Annotated in this window: 17 protein-coding genes; 13 read left to right on the top strand and 4 right to left on the bottom strand. The window is 45.1% G+C overall.

Going from position 1 to position 16,700, the window contains the following annotated elements; translation table 11 throughout:
• Nucleotides 1-10: 10 nt before the first annotated feature.
• Together IHV80_RS13870 and ygfZ are read right to left on the bottom strand one after the other, a co-directional pair.
• Nucleotides 11-472, bottom strand: a complete 462-nt coding sequence (locus tag IHV80_RS13870; RefSeq protein ID WP_192890777.1) for an aminoacyl-tRNA deacylase — start codon at nt 470-472, stop codon at nt 11-13.
• Between the two features lie 4 nt (nt 473-476).
• Nucleotides 477-1,448 (bottom strand): tRNA-modifying protein YgfZ, encoded by a 972-nt coding sequence (ygfZ, locus tag IHV80_RS13865; RefSeq protein WP_192889418.1) that lies wholly within the window; start codon nt 1,446-1,448, stop codon nt 477-479.
• 167 nt (nt 1,449-1,615) lie between these two features.
• Here ygfZ and IHV80_RS13860 point away from each other — a divergent pair, with 167 nt between their 5' ends.
• Nucleotides 1,616-1,876, top strand: a complete 261-nt coding sequence (locus IHV80_RS13860) for an FAD assembly factor SdhE (protein ID WP_004735374.1) — start codon at nt 1,616-1,618, stop codon at nt 1,874-1,876.
• Complete coding sequence (locus IHV80_RS25425; protein WP_318842407.1) at nt 1,824-2,252, top strand: protein YgfX; 429 nt, start codon at nt 1,824-1,826, stop codon at nt 2,250-2,252. Before IHV80_RS13860 ends, IHV80_RS25425 begins: the two co-directional genes overlap by 53 nt.
• 110 nt (nt 2,253-2,362) lie before the next feature.
• On the opposite strand, the gene nadB is transcribed toward IHV80_RS25425, so the two are convergent.
• Entirely contained in the window at nt 2,363-3,979 is a 1,617-nt protein-coding gene (gene nadB / locus IHV80_RS13850) for an L-aspartate oxidase (RefSeq protein ID WP_192889416.1), read from the bottom strand.
• A gap of 389 nt (nt 3,980-4,368) precedes the next feature.
• On the opposite strand from nadB, the gene rpoE reads away from it, so the two are divergent.
• The 11 genes from rpoE to acpS all read left to right on the top strand — a co-directional run bounded on the left by rpoE (nt 4,369) and on the right by acpS (nt 13,639).
• The gene (gene rpoE / locus IHV80_RS13845; RefSeq protein ID WP_008223963.1) at nt 4,369-4,947 is read left to right on the top strand and encodes an RNA polymerase sigma factor RpoE; all 579 of its coding nucleotides are present in this window, start codon (nt 4,369-4,371) and stop codon (nt 4,945-4,947) included.
• A gap of 26 nt (nt 4,948-4,973) precedes the next feature.
• On the top strand, nt 4,974-5,597 hold the full coding sequence (locus IHV80_RS13840) for a sigma-E factor negative regulatory protein (protein ID WP_029223232.1): 624 nt from the start codon (nt 4,974-4,976) through the stop codon (nt 5,595-5,597).
• Nucleotides 5,594-6,556: a sigma-E factor regulatory protein RseB gene (gene rseB, locus IHV80_RS13835; RefSeq protein ID WP_192889415.1), complete on the top strand. Its 963-nt coding sequence runs from the start codon at nt 5,594-5,596 to the stop codon at nt 6,554-6,556. The genes IHV80_RS13840 and rseB overlap by 4 nt, the downstream gene beginning before the upstream one ends.
• On the top strand, nt 6,553-7,023 hold the full coding sequence (locus tag IHV80_RS13830) for a SoxR reducing system RseC family protein (RefSeq protein WP_192889414.1): 471 nt from the start codon (nt 6,553-6,555) through the stop codon (nt 7,021-7,023). Before rseB ends, IHV80_RS13830 begins: the two co-directional genes overlap by 4 nt.
• 137 nt (nt 7,024-7,160) lie before the next feature.
• A complete protein-coding gene (gene lepA / locus IHV80_RS13825) occupies nt 7,161-8,954 on the top strand; it encodes a translation elongation factor 4 (protein WP_102361365.1) in 1,794 nt (597 codons plus the stop codon).
• A 97-nt stretch (nt 8,955-9,051) separates the two neighbouring features.
• Nucleotides 9,052-9,948 (top strand): signal peptidase I, encoded by an 897-nt coding sequence (gene lepB, locus IHV80_RS13820; protein ID WP_192889413.1) that lies wholly within the window; start codon nt 9,052-9,054, stop codon nt 9,946-9,948.
• Nucleotides 9,949-9,974: 26 nt separating this feature from the next.
• Nucleotides 9,975-10,652 (top strand): ribonuclease III, encoded by a 678-nt coding sequence (gene rnc, locus IHV80_RS13815; protein ID WP_004735383.1) that lies wholly within the window; start codon nt 9,975-9,977, stop codon nt 10,650-10,652.
• Nucleotides 10,645-11,616: a GTPase Era gene (gene era / locus IHV80_RS13810; RefSeq protein ID WP_004735384.1), complete on the top strand. Its 972-nt coding sequence runs from the start codon at nt 10,645-10,647 to the stop codon at nt 11,614-11,616. Before rnc ends, era begins: the two co-directional genes overlap by 8 nt.
• A 102-nt stretch (nt 11,617-11,718) precedes the next feature.
• Nucleotides 11,719-12,447: a DNA repair protein RecO gene (gene recO / locus IHV80_RS13805; RefSeq protein ID WP_017108686.1), complete on the top strand. Its 729-nt coding sequence runs from the start codon at nt 11,719-11,721 to the stop codon at nt 12,445-12,447.
• Nucleotides 12,444-13,181 carry a pyridoxine 5'-phosphate synthase gene (pdxJ, locus tag IHV80_RS13800; protein WP_192889412.1) on the top strand — a complete coding sequence of 246 codons (738 nt, stop codon included), beginning with the start codon at nt 12,444-12,446 and terminating at the stop codon, nt 13,179-13,181. The genes recO and pdxJ overlap by 4 nt, the downstream gene beginning before the upstream one ends.
• Nucleotides 13,182-13,258: 77 nt before the next feature.
• Nucleotides 13,259-13,639, top strand: coding sequence for a holo-ACP synthase (gene acpS, locus IHV80_RS13795; protein ID WP_017108688.1), 381 nt, complete (start codon nt 13,259-13,261; stop codon nt 13,637-13,639).
• Nucleotides 13,640-13,833: 194 nt separating this feature from the next.
• On the opposite strand, the gene barA is transcribed toward acpS, so the two are convergent.
• Nucleotides 13,834-16,647, bottom strand: coding sequence for a two-component sensor histidine kinase BarA (barA, locus tag IHV80_RS13790; RefSeq protein WP_102436054.1), 2,814 nt, complete (start codon nt 16,645-16,647; stop codon nt 13,834-13,836).
• Between the last annotated feature and the right edge of the window lie 53 nt (nt 16,648-16,700).

The raw sequence follows: 16,700 nt of genomic DNA, 5'->3' as shown, positions 1-16,700 counted from the left end.
TTAAAGTCGATCATCGACTGATCTCTGCGACGATAGGGGCGCACAAAGCCATAAGATCATCGAGATCCAGTGCGATGCCAGCCATTCGATCGCCAGAGCTAATCGTCACGAAGGCGTTGTTCTGCAGGGAAGGATCAAAAATGATCGGCATGTGTCTCTTTAGAGCAAGCGGCCCGATACACCCAGCTTTAAAGCCGGTGATAGCTTCAACATCTTTCAGTGATACGCAGGTCATTCGGCGGCAATTCAGTACCGAGCGTACTTTCTTAGGGTCGACAGAGCGATCACCAGCAATACAAGCTAACGCATACTGGTTTCCCATATCCTTGAGCAGGATGCACTTGACCATTTGAGAGGCATCGATGCCTCGTTCTTGCGCTGTCTCTTCGATGCTGGTGGTTGGTTTGCTTTGCATCAGCAGGCGATAGTCCACCTGCTGTTGATCTAACCATTGTGTAATCAGTGTTTCCACGTGGTTACTCTTCGTCAAGGCTGTAAGGCAGTGGCAGAATGTTCCACGCTTGGTCAGGTTGTGCTGTCAATCGAAGCTGAACATCGTCATCAAGGTTGTTTGGTAACACCATCAAACCAATCGCGTGGTTATCCGCAAATTGATACATGTTTAATAGTCTGCCTGCACCACGCCAGTTTTCACCCACGCTACGCTCTAGTTCAATCGTATTCTCTAGAGACAGTACATCTGAAGTCGTTCCTGAAACAATGCGCATTTCACGCTTGTTCATGCCACGGTACTTAGCACGAGCAACCGTTTCTTGGCCAGTGTAGCAGCCTTTTGAAAAGCTGATACCACCAATCGCTTGCAGGTTAAGTGCTTGAGGAATATGCTCATTTTGCTCTGCTTTCGATAGGTTCGGCTGAGCGTCAATAATTTCATGATACTGCCAAAGCGCTTCCGATACTTTTTCTGCAGAGCTGCTTGATACCAAGGTTTCGGCTACTTCTTGTGTAACAAGTAGAGCCCAACGGTTGTCAGAGACTTGAACTGCTGTGCCACCAGAGATAACACGTACTTTACCTTGGCTTTCTGAAATGGAGTCAATGTATTGATCAGCTGACGCGCCCATGACACCGATAACAACGTCAGACGTTTGCTCGATATCAACCTTAGAGAATACGGCGTATTTCTTGATTTCAACTAACTCGACTTCAATTGCCGATTTAGGCTGCATGAGTGCGTAGCCACCGTTGTGGTGGAACAAGCGAAAGATACTCCATACCTTTCCTTTCGCATCACAATGCGCGCCTAATGTAGATTCATCATTAGGAAGAGTGACGACATCGCACGTAACTTGACCTTGTAGGTACGACTTTTTGTCATCGCCCATCATGGTAATTGCGCTCCAATCTGACACGTATGTCATCATCAGTTCTGGAAGCGATTCATTTTGCGTATGAGCGAGCGGCTGAAATGTGTTTTTCCAATCCATTTTATCTTTCCTAAAAATTTTATTTGGCTCTATGTTAATCCGGTTCTGTTTCTTTGTCAGCCTAGGTTTTTTTGTGAGCTTAGATAGGGACTGTGACTCACATAGTAGTTGCAGAGCGTATGACTTGTTACACTCCGAGAAAGAAAAATTATAGGTGAGGATAGCCAATGTACACTGCAGAGCAGAAAGCACGAATTAAATGGGGTTGCCGTCGCGGCATGTTAGAACTTGATGTAGTCATCATGCCATTTTTTGAAGAGTGTTTTGATTCATTGCAAGAGCAGGAACAGCGAGAGTTTGTTTCTCTATTAGAGTGTGATGACCCAGATCTGTTTACTTGGGTGATGGGACACGGGCGCAGTGAAAACCTAGGTCATGCATCAATGGTTGATAAAATTGTCGCACATAACCTCAGCAAGGTTCGTTAGGCTTCAGCTTAACCCTTCATATTCCGCATTATTTGCAAAAGGCACTATTTTTGGGTGCCTTTTGTTTTTCATCGTATTCTCTTCCATCCCTCTTGTTGCCAGTCTCTACTGTTTGCATCTCATGATCTCTTTATTCAAAACCGATACGGTTGTGGTTAATGCGGCTCAAGGTTGTTTCGATTACAAGCTCGATGGGGAAGTTAGATTGAATGACCAACATTATGTTCTCAAGACTGTCGATAAGGTTTGGGCGCAATTTTTCGTTAAGCTGAGTTTTGAATGTGGGCATTCGGTACTGTTATGGCGAGATAGTTGCAATGAGCGTGAGTATCGACATTTTCTGGCAAACCTACAACGAGCCCGAGAGATAAACTAGAGCATCCAATAAAAAGAAAGCGTAGATAAAAGAAAAGAGAGCGCTTGGCTCCCTTTCATTTGATTGCTTTTAGTTAACGCACTAAGTCGCTAATAACTTTAAACCAATGTTTATGATTGGTTTCTCTCTGGTGTGAGAATGGTTGGGCCGCTGTCTTCTGCAAGCTCTGGGTAATCCAGCGTATAGTGTAGGCCTCGGCTCTCTTTACGCTGCATCGCACAACGCACCATCAATTCAGCTACTTGTAATAAGTTACGCAGTTCAAGCAGATTGTTCGAAACCTTAAAGTAGCTGTAATACTCGTGTGTTTCCTGTTGCAGCATCTGAATACGGCGCAATGCACGTTCTAGGCGCTTATCAGTTCGAACGATCCCCATGTAATCCCACATAAACAGGCGCAGTTCGTGCCAGTTATGTTGAATGATCACCTCTTCATCACTGTTAGTGACTTGGCTTTCATCCCACGCTGGAAGTTCTGCACACAGTTGAGATTGGTCGATGTTCTCAACAATATCTTTTGCCGCTGACCAAGCATACACCACACACTCAAGTAGTGAGTTCGAAGCCATACGGTTCGCACCATGCAGGCCCGTGTAGCTGACTTCACCAATCGCATACAAGTTAGTGAGATCGGTTTGACCTTGTTGGTTAACCATAACGCCACCACAAGTGTAGTGCGCAGCCGGTACGATAGGGATCGGCTCTTTGGTCATGTCGATACCCAAATCCATCAAACGCGTGTGGATCATTGGGAAATGCGTTGTAATGAACTCTTCAGGCTTGTGGCTGATGTCTACATACATACAGTCTGCGCCTAAACGCTTCATTTCGAAGTCAATTGCGCGAGCAACCACATCACGAGGAGCCAGTTCACCACGCTCGTCGAAGTCTTTCATGAATCTTGAACCATCAGGGCGACGTAAATAAGCGCCTTCACCACGCAATGCTTCCGTCAGAAGGAAGTTACGCGCTTCTGGGTGGAATAGACATGTTGGGTGGAATTGGTTGAATTCGAGGTTTGCGACACGACAACCTGCACGCCAAGCGATAGCAATACCATCACCTGAAGAGACATCAGGGTTTGAAGTGTATTGATAAACTTTGGAAGCGCCGCCAGTTGCTAGTACCACAAATTTAGCACGTACGGTTTCTACGTGTTCTTGGTTACGGTTCCAGATGTAGGCACCGATAACCTTGTCTTTTGAACCACCAACTTTATCTTCAGTGATCAAATCAAGCGCATTGTGACGCTCAAAGATCTCGATGTTGGGGTGATTATTGACGTTGTCTTGTAGTGAGGTTTGCATCGCCATGCCAGTTGCATCGGCAGCGTGCAAAATTCTGCGGTGGCTGTGCCCACCTTCACGAGTGAGGTGATATTTAGGTTGGCCTTCGGTGCTGTTCTCATCTTTATCAAATGGAACACCGCCATCAATTAGCCACTGCACACACTCTTTTGCATTTTCAGCAATGAATTGAACTGTATCTTCTTCACATAGCCCAGCACCAGCAATTTGAGTATCTTCTACGTGAGACTCAATACTGTCTGATTCATCGAATACCGCGGCAATACCACCTTGTGCGTAATACGTCGATCCTTCGCTACGTGGTCCTTTGCTTAATACAATTACTTTTGCATGTTCTGCTACACGTAAGGCTAATGACAAGCCTGCCGCACCACTTCCTACCACTAATACATCACACTGATGTTCACGGTTTGCGTTCATAAAACTTATTAAATCCCGGGCTATAGTAGAGTTGTCCACTCTCAATTGACTCTGTCTTGTTTTAGGAGTTGGGGTAAGACTGTTATAATCCCCGGAGTGCCATCCTAAAACGCTATGCAAAATCAAGATATAGACAGCTATCTAGAAATATTTAATTGCTCAATACCATTGCTTTTGCTCAAGTTTCCCCAAATTAATAGGGATAGCTATTTTTATTACATCACATTGTGAAACAATAATGGCAAATAATTTTAAGAAAGTTGGAACTTTCAGTATTTGGCTTAGTCACAATAGTGCTCTTGTAGACGGTGGTGTCAATACTACATTTCGCATAATTAGTACCCATATCTGCGAAGGTAAGGGTTATAACAATAGGAGTACCCGCTCGAATGAACGAGCAGCTAACCGATCAAGTGTTGATTGAGCGAGTGCAGAGTGGAGATAAGCAGGCATTTAACTTACTAGTGGTTAAGTACCAAAATAAAGTTTGTAACCTTATCTCTCGATACGTGAATAATTCTGGTGATGTACCTGATGTAGCACAAGAAGCTTTTATTAAAGCTTACCGCGCGATACCTAATTTTCGTGGCGAAAGTGCTTTCTATACATGGTTGTACCGAATTGCCGTGAACACCGCTAAAAATCATATTGTTGCTCAGAGCCGTAGGCCGCCAGCAACAGATGTTGATGCAGAAGATGCAGAATATTACGAAACAGGCAGCGCGTTAAAAGAAATATCGAACCCTGAGAACTTAACGCTGTCCAAAGAATTGAAACAGGTCGTTTTTGGTGCGATTGAAGCGTTACCAGAAGACTTAAAAACTGCAATGACGCTGCGTGAGCTCGAAGGTTTGAGCTACGAAGAGATTGCAGAAGTAATGGATTGCCCTGTAGGAACCGTACGTTCGCGTATTTTCCGAGCTCGTGAAGCAGTGGAAAAGAAAATTAAACCTCTTTTACAACGCTAGAACTTGTAATAATTATGGTGAAAATAATGGCTGATAAAGAAAAGCTTTCGACACTCATGGATGGAGAAATGATCGACAAAGCTCTGATTGCAGAGTTGGAGTCTGATCAAGAAAGCATGGATACCTGGCAGAATTACCATTTAATTGGTGATGTAATGCGTGGGGATGCGCCAGAAAGTCAAGGTTGGAACATTGCTAACAGTGTTGCCGCTGCGCTTGAAAGCGAGCCAGCACACGGTTCAATGTCGAACTTGCACCAAGTGAATGTAGAACCTGTTGTTGCTCCAATTGAAGAACAACCGAAACCTCAGCAAGCGAAGCGCCAGCTTCCTGCTTGGTTACAACAGTTTGGACAAGTTGCTGTTGCAGCCTGTGTTTCTCTAGCGGTTGTGTTAGGTGTTCAACAATATGGTGGCAGTGACCCAGCAGCACCAGAACAGCTGCCAGTACTCCAGACGATTCCGTTTGCGGGTTCTGCTGAACCAGTAAGCTTAACGCGTGACTCTGTTGAGAAACCAGCATCTGAAGCTAACTTGCAAGAGCAGCGCAAACGCGTTCATGCATTGTTAGAAGATTATGAGTTACAGCTAAGATTAAACAGTGATGCATCGCCAATGCAAGATGCACATCTAGAATCGGACATTGAATGAAGAAAATCCTGGTCAGTGCACTGACACTGTTCAGCTTGATGTCTCCAACGGCCTTTGCAGAGGAAATTACTGCAAAGGCGTTATTGCATCAAATGAACGAGGCCAGTCAGCATCTAAATTACGAACTCTCCTATATTTTGATAAAGAAGAGCAGTATTGAACCTCTGCTTTATCGTCATGCAGTTAACGACGACCAACAACTAGCACACCTTGTTTACTTAAGCGGCCCTGTTCGCGAAGTCATTCGACGTGGCAACGAAGTTAGCTATATAGAACCGGGTACAGAACCATTCACTATCCAGTCTGGCAGTATGGTTGCACCTGTCATTCCTATGATTAACCGAGATATTGACGCGCTCAACGACTACTACGATTTCGTTAAAGTTGGTCGAGCTCGTGAAGCTGGAAGTACCACACAAGTATTGCGAGTGGTTCCGAAAGATGGGCTTCGCTATTCTTATGTCGTATGGGTTGATGAAAAAACCAGTCTTCCGTTACGTGCCGACCTTCTTGATCGTGACGGTGAAGTCCTCGAACAGTACCGCACTATTTCTTACGTGGTGAATGACAAAATTGCAGAGGCGATGGGGGGCTTGAATAGCGCTCAACTGCCGAAAGTATTGTCATTACCTGAAGGCTTAGTGAGTGAAACGAACTGGGAAGTGTCTTGGATTCCGGAAGGTTTTAAGTCAAAAGAACTCAGTCGTTATCCAATGGCGGCAACCAATAAAATGGTTGAGAGCCAACTGTTCAGTGATGGGCTATTCAGTTTTTCGGTGTATGTTGCCGATAAAGATGAACATTCATTGAAAGGTCAGTTGGTGCGTCAAGGACGCAGAACGTTACATAGTTTAGTGAATGGAAACCGCGAGATCTCTGTTGTGGGTGACATTCCGCCAGCAACCGCTAAGCGCATTGCTCAATCGATCAAGTTTGCTAATTCGGTTCCAGCACAATGATGACCGCGCTTGCTACCGTCAGCTCAGTCGAACAAAAAGGTAAGCAATTTTTTGTTCATCTGAGCTGCGAACAACAAACCAGTTGCAGTAGCTGTTCCTCTCAAAAAAGCTGTGGAACCGGTATTGTCACTAAAGCTGTCGGCAATAAATCTTTGTTTTGGCAGCTTAAAACCAAAAGTTTAGTTAAAGCAGGACAAATCGTAGAAATTGGCTTTCCAGAAAAAAGCCTACTTCAGTCGGCGGCGATTGTTTACCTCATTCCACTTTTCATGTTGATGATTGGTGCTGGTTTTGGACAACTCTTATTGCAACCCTTACTCCAAGGGGGCGAGGGCATTGTTATCTTAACTGCTGCGCTGTTTACTGCTGGTGGTATTGCCTTAGCGAAGCGGTTAGCCAAACCTATGGAAGACAAATCCAAGCAAGAAGTCGTCTTGATTCGAATCCTTGGCGAGCCTCTCGTCTAATTTATGATGCTTCTTGCCCTTAAATTGGGTAGAATCTGCCAACTTGATTGAAATGCCGCCACCAATGCTGACTGTAGATTGGACGCGTCGCGGCTTTCTTATTATCCCTATTCAAAGAGTTTAGTCACACCAAGCCTATGAAGCACATTCGTAATTTTTCGATTATCGCCCACATCGACCACGGTAAGTCGACCCTTTCTGACCGCTTAATCCAAGTTTGTGGAGGGTTAAGTGAACGTGAGATGGCAGCTCAAGTCCTCGATTCTATGGATATAGAACGCGAGCGTGGTATTACAATTAAAGCGCAGAGTGTGACTTTAGATTACAAAGCGAAAGATGGTGAAACTTACCAACTTAACTTTATCGACACTCCAGGACACGTAGATTTCTCTTACGAAGTATCTCGTTCTCTAGCAGCTTGTGAAGGCGCGCTATTGGTTGTGGATGCTGGTCAAGGTGTTGAAGCACAAACTCTAGCAAACTGTTACACCGCGATCGAAATGGAACTGGAAGTAGTGCCAATCTTGAACAAGATTGACTTACCTGCTGCTGAACCTGAACGTGTTGCTGAAGAAATTGAAGAGATCGTTGGTATCGATGCGATGGAAGCGACTCGTTGTTCTGCAAAAACCGGTATCGGTGTTGACGACGTTCTTGAAAACATCGTAACTGCTATTCCACCACCGGAAGGTGATCCAGAAGCGCCACTACAAGCGCTGATCATCGACTCTTGGTTCGATAACTACTTAGGTGTTGTTTCTTTGGTTCGTATCAAGAACGGTAAGTTGAAGAAGAACGACAAGATTAAAGTAATGTCGACAGACCAAGTTTGGGGTGTTGACCGTCTAGGTATCTTCACACCTAAGCAAATCGACACAACTGAGCTAAATACGGGCGAAGTTGGTTGGGTTGTTTGTGGTATTAAAGACATCCTTGGCGCACCTGTTGGTGATACGTTGACGCTTGCAAAAGGCGGCAGCACAGAACGTCTACCTGGTTTCCAAAAAGTGAAGCCTCAGGTATACGCAGGTCTATTCCCAGTATCGTCTGATGACTACGAAAACTTCCGTGACGCACTAGGCAAACTAAGCCTGAACGATGCATCACTGTTCTACGAACCAGAAAGTTCAGCAGCACTTGGCTTTGGTTTCCGTTGTGGCTTCTTAGGAATGCTTCACATGGAGATCATCCAAGAGCGTTTAGAGCGTGAATACGATCTAGACCTAATCACAACGGCACCAACCGTAGTGTACGAAGTTGTAAAAACGGATGGCAGCATTCTTTACGTTGATAGCCCGGCTAAACTGCCTGCGACTAATGATGTAGAAGAAATTCGTGAGCCTATCGCTCGTTGTAATATCCTTGTACCGTCTGACTACCTAGGTAACGTAATTACCTTATGTGTAGAAAAACGTGGTGTTCAAGTTGATATGGTTTATCACGGTAAGCAAGTTGCTGTGACTTACGACCTGCCAATGGCAGAAGTAGTTCTAGACTTCTTCGACCGTTTGAAATCAACATCTCGTGGCTATGCGTCACTGGATTACAACTTCCAACGTTTTGAAATGTCGAATATGGTTCGTGTAGACGTATTGCTTAATGGCGAAACGGTTGACGCACTGGCTATCATTACGCACAAAGATATTGCACAGTCTCGTGGTCGTCTATTGGTTGAGAAGATGAAAGAGTTCATCCCTCGTCAAATGTTTGATATCGCGATTCAAGCAGCGATTGGTAACCACATCATTGCTCGTTCTACAGTGAAACAACTGCGTAAGAACGTAATCGCAAAATGTTACGGTGGTGATATCAGTCGTAAGAAGAAACTTCTTAAGAAACAAAAAGAAGGTAAGAAGCGTATGAAGCAGATCGGTAACGTTGAACTGCCTCAAGAAGCATTCTTAGCGATTCTTCATGTTGGTAAAGATTAACTTTATCCAGCGTTAAACGAATAATTGAAAGTGAAAGAGTAGCTCGCTACTCTTTCACTTTCGTTATTTTTAAAGAAATGAAATTTAAGGGATATCAATGGCTAATACATTTTCGCTTATCTTAGTGATCGTAACTCTAGTGACCGGCATTGTATGGGCGTTGGAAAAGTTTGTGTGGGCGAAGAAGCGCCAACAAAAACTGGCTGACGTTGAAGCACAATCGAATGGCCTAGACGCTGAAACCAGCGCAAAAGTTACGGCTCAGCCTTGGTGGGTTGAGAACAGTGTGTCCATTTTCCCTGTAATTGCATTTGTTTTGGTTTTGCGTTCATTTATTTATGAACCGTTTCAAATCCCATCTGGTTCGATGATGCCAACTCTTTTGGTTGGTGATTTCATCTTAGTAGAGAAGTACGCGTACGGTCTTAAAGACCCGGTATGGCGCACTCAACTGGTCGAAACTGGCAAGCCAGAGCGTGGTGATTCAATCGTATTTAAGTACCCACCTCAGCCGAATATCGACTACATCAAACGTGTTGTTGGTATGCCTGGCGACACAATTCGCTACAGCAGCCGCAAAGAGGTCTGCATTCAAGCGAAGGGTACAAGTAGCTGTGAACCAGTGAAACTAAGTAATGTTGAAGAAAGCCAATTTATTCAAGATGGTGTGCCTCTGATTCAGCTGAACGAACAGCTTGGAGATGTAGAGCACCAAATTTTAGTTAACCCATTACGCCGTGATCGTGTGCAAGCATATCAACCTCGCAATGGTGTTAACGAGTGGATCGTTCCAGAAGGCCAATACTTTGTGATGGGTGATAACCGTGACAACAGTGCTGATAGCCGTTACTGGGGCTTTGTCCCTGAAGCAAACCTTGTTGGTAAGGCTGTTGCTATTTGGATCAGCTTCGAATTCGAACGTGGTTCAGACAGTGTACTTCCAACATGGATTCCTACTGGTGTGCGTTTTAATCGCATCGGTGGGATTCACTAATCGATCACATAACACATCGAGAGAGCATGAATTCTCCAATTGATAAACTAGAGAGAAAGATTGGCTATCAGTTTAATGATGCCGATCTTATCCATCTGGCGCTGACTCACCGCAGCGCCGCAGGTAAACACAACGAACGTCTTGAGTTTCTGGGCGATTCAATTTTAAGTTTTGTTATCGCTGATGATCTTTACCACCGTTTCCCTAAGGTAAACGAAGGTGATATGAGCCGCATGCGCGCAACATTAGTACGTGGTCATACATTGGCAGAACTAGGTCGTGAATTCGAACTAGGAGATTACTTAAAATTAGGTCCAGGTGAGTTGAAGAGTGGCGGTTTCCGTCGTGATTCTATTCTAGCGGATGCAGTAGAAGCGATCATCGGTGCTGTCTATTTAGATAGTGATACTGAGGTTGTTCGCCGCATTATTTTAAGCTGGTACCAATCTCGCCTAGAGTCTATTCAGCCTGGTGTATCTCAAAAAGATCCGAAAACTCGTTTACAAGAGTTTTTACAAGGTCGAAGAAATCCCCTACCTGTCTACACAGTGACTAATATTAAAGGTGAAGCACACAACCAAGAGTTTACGGTTGAGTGTGAAGTGGCAGGTGTGGATAAACCTGTTATCGGTAAAGGCACTAGCCGCCGCAAGGCAGAACAAGCGGCTGCTGAAACAGCATTAGAGCAACTAAGCAATGTCTGATAACAATCAAGATTTCGATATCGATGCATTCTTTTCATCTGATAGCAAAAAAACGGGCCTACCGGAAAACCAACACTGTGGCTTCATCGCTATCGTGGGTCGACCAAACGTAGGTAAATCGACGCTTCTGAACCATATTTTGGGTCAGAAAATCTCGATCACATCACGTAAACCTCAGACGACACGTCACCGTATTATGGGCGTAGAAACTGAAGGTGATTACCAAGCGATCTACGTTGATACTCCTGGACTTCACATCGAAGAAAAGCGTGCAATCAACCGTTTGATGAACCGTGCGGCAAACAGCTCACTGAGCGATGTGAACCTAGTATTTTTCCTTGTTGACGGTACTCACTGGACTGACGACGATGAAATGGTATTGAACAAGCTGAGAAAAACAGATTTCCCAGTTGTCCTTTGTATTAACAAAGTAGACAACGTTCAAGACCGTACCGACGTAATGCAACACATGATGGAAGTGTCTAAGAAGATGGACTTCCTTGATGTTGTGCCAATTTCAGCGAAGCAAGGTAAGAATATCGATGTACTGCGCAAGCACGTTCGTAACTCTTTACCAAAAGCGACGCACCACTTCCCTGAAGAGTACGTAACGGATCGCTCACAGCGCTTTATGGCCTCTGAAATCATCCGTGAAAAACTGATGCGATTCACAGGCGAAGAGCTACCTTACTCTGTAACGGTTGAAATCGAGCGTTTTGATTACAACCCAGATAACGATGGTTTCCACATCAATGCTTTGATTCTTGTTGAACGTACTGGTCAGAAGAAGATGGTGATTGGTAAAGCGGGCGAGAAGATCAAAACAATTGGTCGTGAAGCTCGTATCGATATGGAAGAACTATTCGGTCGTAAGGTTTACCTAGAGACTTGGGTTAAAGTTAAGTCTGGTTGGGCTGACGATGAGCGTGCACTTCGCTCGTTAGGCTACATCGACGATCTATAATATATTGAACGTCACTTTCTGATATTAAGAAAGTTGAATTGAATATAAATACAAGAGAGAGTGCGAACTCTCTCTTTTTGTATCTGTAAGAAGGGTAAGTTATTGAGCGAAGGGTTACAGCGATGCTTTGTGTTGCACCGTCGACCATACAGTGAGTCGAGCCTGATTCTGGACGTCTTCAGTGAAGAGTACGGTCGGGTGACGTTGATGTCTAAAGGTGCGCGGAGTAAGCGTTCTAATTTGAAAGGTGCATTGCAACCTTTTACGCCTCTACTGCTTAAGTGGTCCGGTAATGGTTCAATGAAAACGTTGCGCCAAGCTGAACCCATCAGCTTGGGGCTTCCTCTTGCCGGGATCAATCTGTATTCAGCCATGTACGTCAATGAGTTAGTTGGGCGAGTGTTGATGGCCGAAGTGGCCATGCCCGCATTTTTTCACGACTATCTTCATGCCTTAACAGAACTCGCTCATAATGAGAATCCTGAGCCAGCGCTACGTCGTTTTGAATTGGCTCTACTTTCCGCTATGGGGTATGGCGTCGACTTTTTACACTGTGCGGGTACCGGTGAGCCGATTGATCCGAGCATGACTTATCGTTATCGAGAGCAGAAAGGTTTTATCGCATCGGTACGTCGAGATAACCTGACTTTTATGGGCGATGAACTTATCGCAATCAGTGAACGTAGGTTTATCACTAAAGAGCAGTTAAAAGCGGCAAAACGCTTTACACGCATAGCCTTAAAGCCGTATCTTGGCGGCAAACCATTAAAAAGTAGAGAGCTATTTATGCCAACAATAGCCCTCTCTAGAGCACGGAGTATTGGAAAATGAGCTCAATCCTTTTAGGCGTTAATATCGACCATATTGCAACACTACGTAATGCACGTGGTACTAAATATCCAGATCCAGTACACGCAGCTGAGATTGCTGAACGTGCTGGCGCTGACGGCATCACGATTCACCTGCGCGAAGATCGCCGTCATATCGTTGACCGTGATGTACGTATTCTGGCTGAGACTATCCAAACTCGTATGAATCTTGAGATGGCCGTGACGGACGAAATGGTTCAAATCGCACTTGATACCAACCCTGAGTTCGTTTGCTTGGTTCCTGAAAAGCGTGAAGAGCTAACCACTGAAGGTGGCTTGGATGTTGTCGGTCAACTAGAGAAGATCAAAGCGGCGACCGAAAAACTGTCGGCTGCAGGTATTAAGGTCTCTCTGTTTATCGATGCTGATCGTGAGCAAATTGATGCATCAAAAGCATGTGGTGCGCCTTTCATTGAGCTTCACACTGGTCATTACGCTGATGCGAAAACAGAAGAGGATCAGCAAGATGAGCTTAAAAAGATTGCTGCAGGCGCAAGCTACGCAGATGATCTTGGTATTACAGTCAATGCAGGTCATGGCCTGACTTACCACAACGTAGCACCAATTGCGGCACTTCCTGAGATCTACGAGCTGAACATCGGTCACTCGATCATGGGACGTGCAGTGTTTGATGGCTTGAACAAAGCCGTTGCAGACATGAAAGCAATCATGGAAACAGCACGTAACAACGCTTAACTTCTAACTAGTTACTAGTAAGTGGTTAATCAAAAACCAATAGAATCAATAAATCGAAGTTTGATAGTAAGGTAAACATGGCTGTTGTTGGATTAGGTACAGATATCGCAGAAATCGAACGTGTAGAAAAAGCACTGTCACGAAGTGGTGAGGCTTTCGCTCAACGTATTTTGACGGATTCTGAATTTGAAGTATTCCAGCAGCTCAAGCAAAAAGGGCGTTATCTTGCGAAGCGTTTTGCGGCTAAAGAAGCGGCATCTAAAGCGCTAGGCACGGGTATCGCTCTTGGTGTGACCTTTCACGATTTTGAAATATCGAACGATGAGCATGGCAAGCCCGTTTTGAGCTTGCATAAAAAAGCTCAGGAAATCGCACTGGCGAATGGCACAAAGTCGATTCATCTGACGATTTCCGATGAGCGGCACTACGCGGTGGCGACGGTATTGCTTGAGTCGTAAACTTGGGACTGAACCATGTGTTTAGACTACGAGCATGTTTAGGCAACGAACGCGTTTAGACACCGAACGAATTGATTAACACTGACCAAATATTCAAGTTAAAAAAAGCAGAGCTCGTGGCTCTGCTTTTTTATTATCTGAACGCGTTACAGTTTACTAGCAACTAGCAACTAGCAACTAGCAACAGCTAACTTTTAACTGCTAATCGGCTGCAAGTAATGGATCGCCGTTGCCTGAACTTTGTCTAATTCATCCTGTAATTCAAACAGCTCTGGCTCAATGGCCTCAATGGAAGTGCCTGAGCGCAACTCTTTTTCTATCGTCGCACATACCGATTTTAGCCTTGGTACGCCGCTGTATGAGCTGCTACCGTGCATCTTGTGGATGATATGTATCAGTTCTTCAACAGGGAAGTCGTTGTCTTCTATCGCTTTCTCTGCAGCTTCATAAACCTCAGGAATAAAGTCCACTAACATTCGTAGCATATCGCGTGCGAGATCCTCTTTGTTAGCAGCTTGCTTCATTGCGGCCTGCCAATCAATGATGATGTTTTTGTGCACGTTCGCTTCCGTTTCCTGCGGCTGGCTACTATCGATCTCAACTGCGACGGCAGGGTGTTCAGGGTCTATTTTATCGATATGCTCAACCTCTGAAGCCGGACTCCAGTGGAGTAGAACCTGCTGTAAGACATGTTCTTCGATAGGCTTGGTCAGATAATCATCCATACCCGCAGCTAGCAATCGATCTCGTTCACCCGTCATGGCGTGTGCGGTTACCGCGATAATAGGTGTGTTGGCGTTGTTAGCTAGCTTCTTAATGTGCTGACAAGCGGTCACACCATCCATTTGTGGCATTTGGATATCCATGAAGATGATATCAAACGGTGTGGTGGTCGCTTTGTCGATCGCCTGCTGACCGTTGGTACAGCTGATCACGGTTTCCACTCGCTCTTTCAATAACGCAGTAATCAACTTAAGGTTGGCTGGGTTATCGTCTACCGCCAGTACCGTCAACGGCAATTTTTCTTCTGAGTGCGTTTCAATCGCTGGAGCAATCAAGGTTGGAGCTTGATTAGAGATCAGAGTTTGCAGCAGCTTCTTACGAGAGAGAGGTTTGGTAATGCATTGAACATCGACCTCTTTCATCAGTTGCTCGCCTAATGCAAGTTCAGTACTTGGTGTACCAATAATTACGTTCTGGGCAATCTTCTTCGCACCAATTGCCCAGCCACTGACGGTATCAAGTTGGTACTCTTGGTTTGCGGCAAGGTTAAGCAATACGTAGTCATAAGAGGTGCTTTCGTCAGGCATCACTGAACGATAAGTGACGACCAGCCCTTCTTGGGTCAAGATCTGCTGAGTGATTGATGCGGCTTGCATGTTTGGCTCGATCAACAACAACTGTTTGTCTTGTAGACATTGAGTTTCGATAAGCTCGGTCATTGGCATATCAGTCGTTGATAGCCTTAAAGTAAACCAGAAGGTTGAACCTTGGTGTAGGCGACTGGTTAGGCTGATCTCACCGCCCATCTGGCTCACCAATTTCTGTGTGATAACGAGACCAAGGCCGGTACCACCATAGCGACGAGAGATACTCGCATCCGCTTGGCTGAAGGCTTGGAATAGCTGAGCTTGTTGACGTTCTGAGATACCAATGCCAGTGTCTCGAACCATGAATTGAAGCTCGATATTGTCTTCGGTCTGAGAACGAAGTTCAACACTGATATCGATATTGCCACGCTCGGTAAACTTGATTGAGTTACCAACAAGGTTGGTTAGGATCTGTTGAATACGTAATGGGTCGCCAACCACGCCTGGTGGCACTTTCGGGTCTATCTTAAGTGTCAGCTCTAGGCCTTTTTCGTGGGCGTTGGTAGCTTGAAGGTTTACAACTTCTTCAAGGCTGGCTTGGAATTCAAATGGAATGTTTTCGAGTGCTAATTTACCGGCTTCCAACTTCGAGAAATCAAGAATATCGTTGATGATGCTAAGTAGGTTATTGGCAGAGCGTTCAATGGTTTGCAAGTAGTCTGTTTGGCTGGTCGATAGATGGGTCTTAAGCATCTGACGAGTAAAGCCAATCACACCGTTGAGTGGTGTTCTCAATTCGTGAGACATGTTAGCCAAGAACTCAGACTTAACACGTGCTGCTTCTTGAGCGCGTTTTTTCGCAATGTCTAACTCAACGTTTTGAATCTCTAATTGCTCTAGGGTTTCACGCAGATCAGACGTGGCTTGGTCAATGCTGTGTTGCATCTCAACGTGATACTCTGACAGCGATACCGCCATCGCGTTGATACCGTTTTTCAGTGAATCTAGCTCACCATGCATCTTGCCTTCGATACGTACATCGAGGTGACCACGTCGAATCCGGTCAACCATGTTTTTCATGTGCGTGATCGGTTGAGTTACATCGTGCATTAAGCGGAACGCAAACACGCCCGATAAACCAAGTCCCAGAATCAACACCAAGAAAGCAGAGAACACCTCTTGATACTGCTGTAATCGCAATGAAGATAGGTCGAGCTCAATCGCGATATAGCCGATCGCTTGGTTAGCTTGCGATTGTCCGTTGGCTGAGTTGATGTATTGCCCCTCAGCTATGATGGGCGTCCTGAGAATCAGCGTGTTATCGAGTAGGTTCGAAGAGCTCAAATGTGGTATCGGCTTATCTTTGGGATAAGTGAGGCTTTCAAAGTCGGGGTGGAAGTTTGAGGTTACGAACAACTCATGGCGTTCATCAAACACCGCGATACTGCGCACAAGGTTAGAGTTTTTTCGATGTGCATAGCTGATGAGCTGGCGAACGGACTCTCGGCTTTCGAGTTGCATGCCAGATGCGCTCGCAATCGCAAGCGGTTCTATAATGCTAGTACCAGTGTTAACCACCTGACCCTCAAGGTCTTGATAGCGGTTAAATGAAAAAAATGCACTCAATAGCAGCCCAATAATTAGGGTTGGAGCTAGAGTTAAGGTAATTACACGGGCTCTTAAGCCATATCTGGTCATGTTCTTTAATTACATCGAGGTCTGGATATGGGAAAATAACGCGCACAATGGCG

It is taken from the genome of Vibrio bathopelagicus (assembly GCF_014879975.1).
Taxonomy (GTDB): Bacteria; Pseudomonadota; Gammaproteobacteria; order Enterobacterales; family Vibrionaceae; genus Vibrio; species Vibrio bathopelagicus.
The sequence above is the reverse complement of the archived record's forward strand: the minus strand, read 5'-3'. Positions and strand labels throughout refer to the sequence as shown.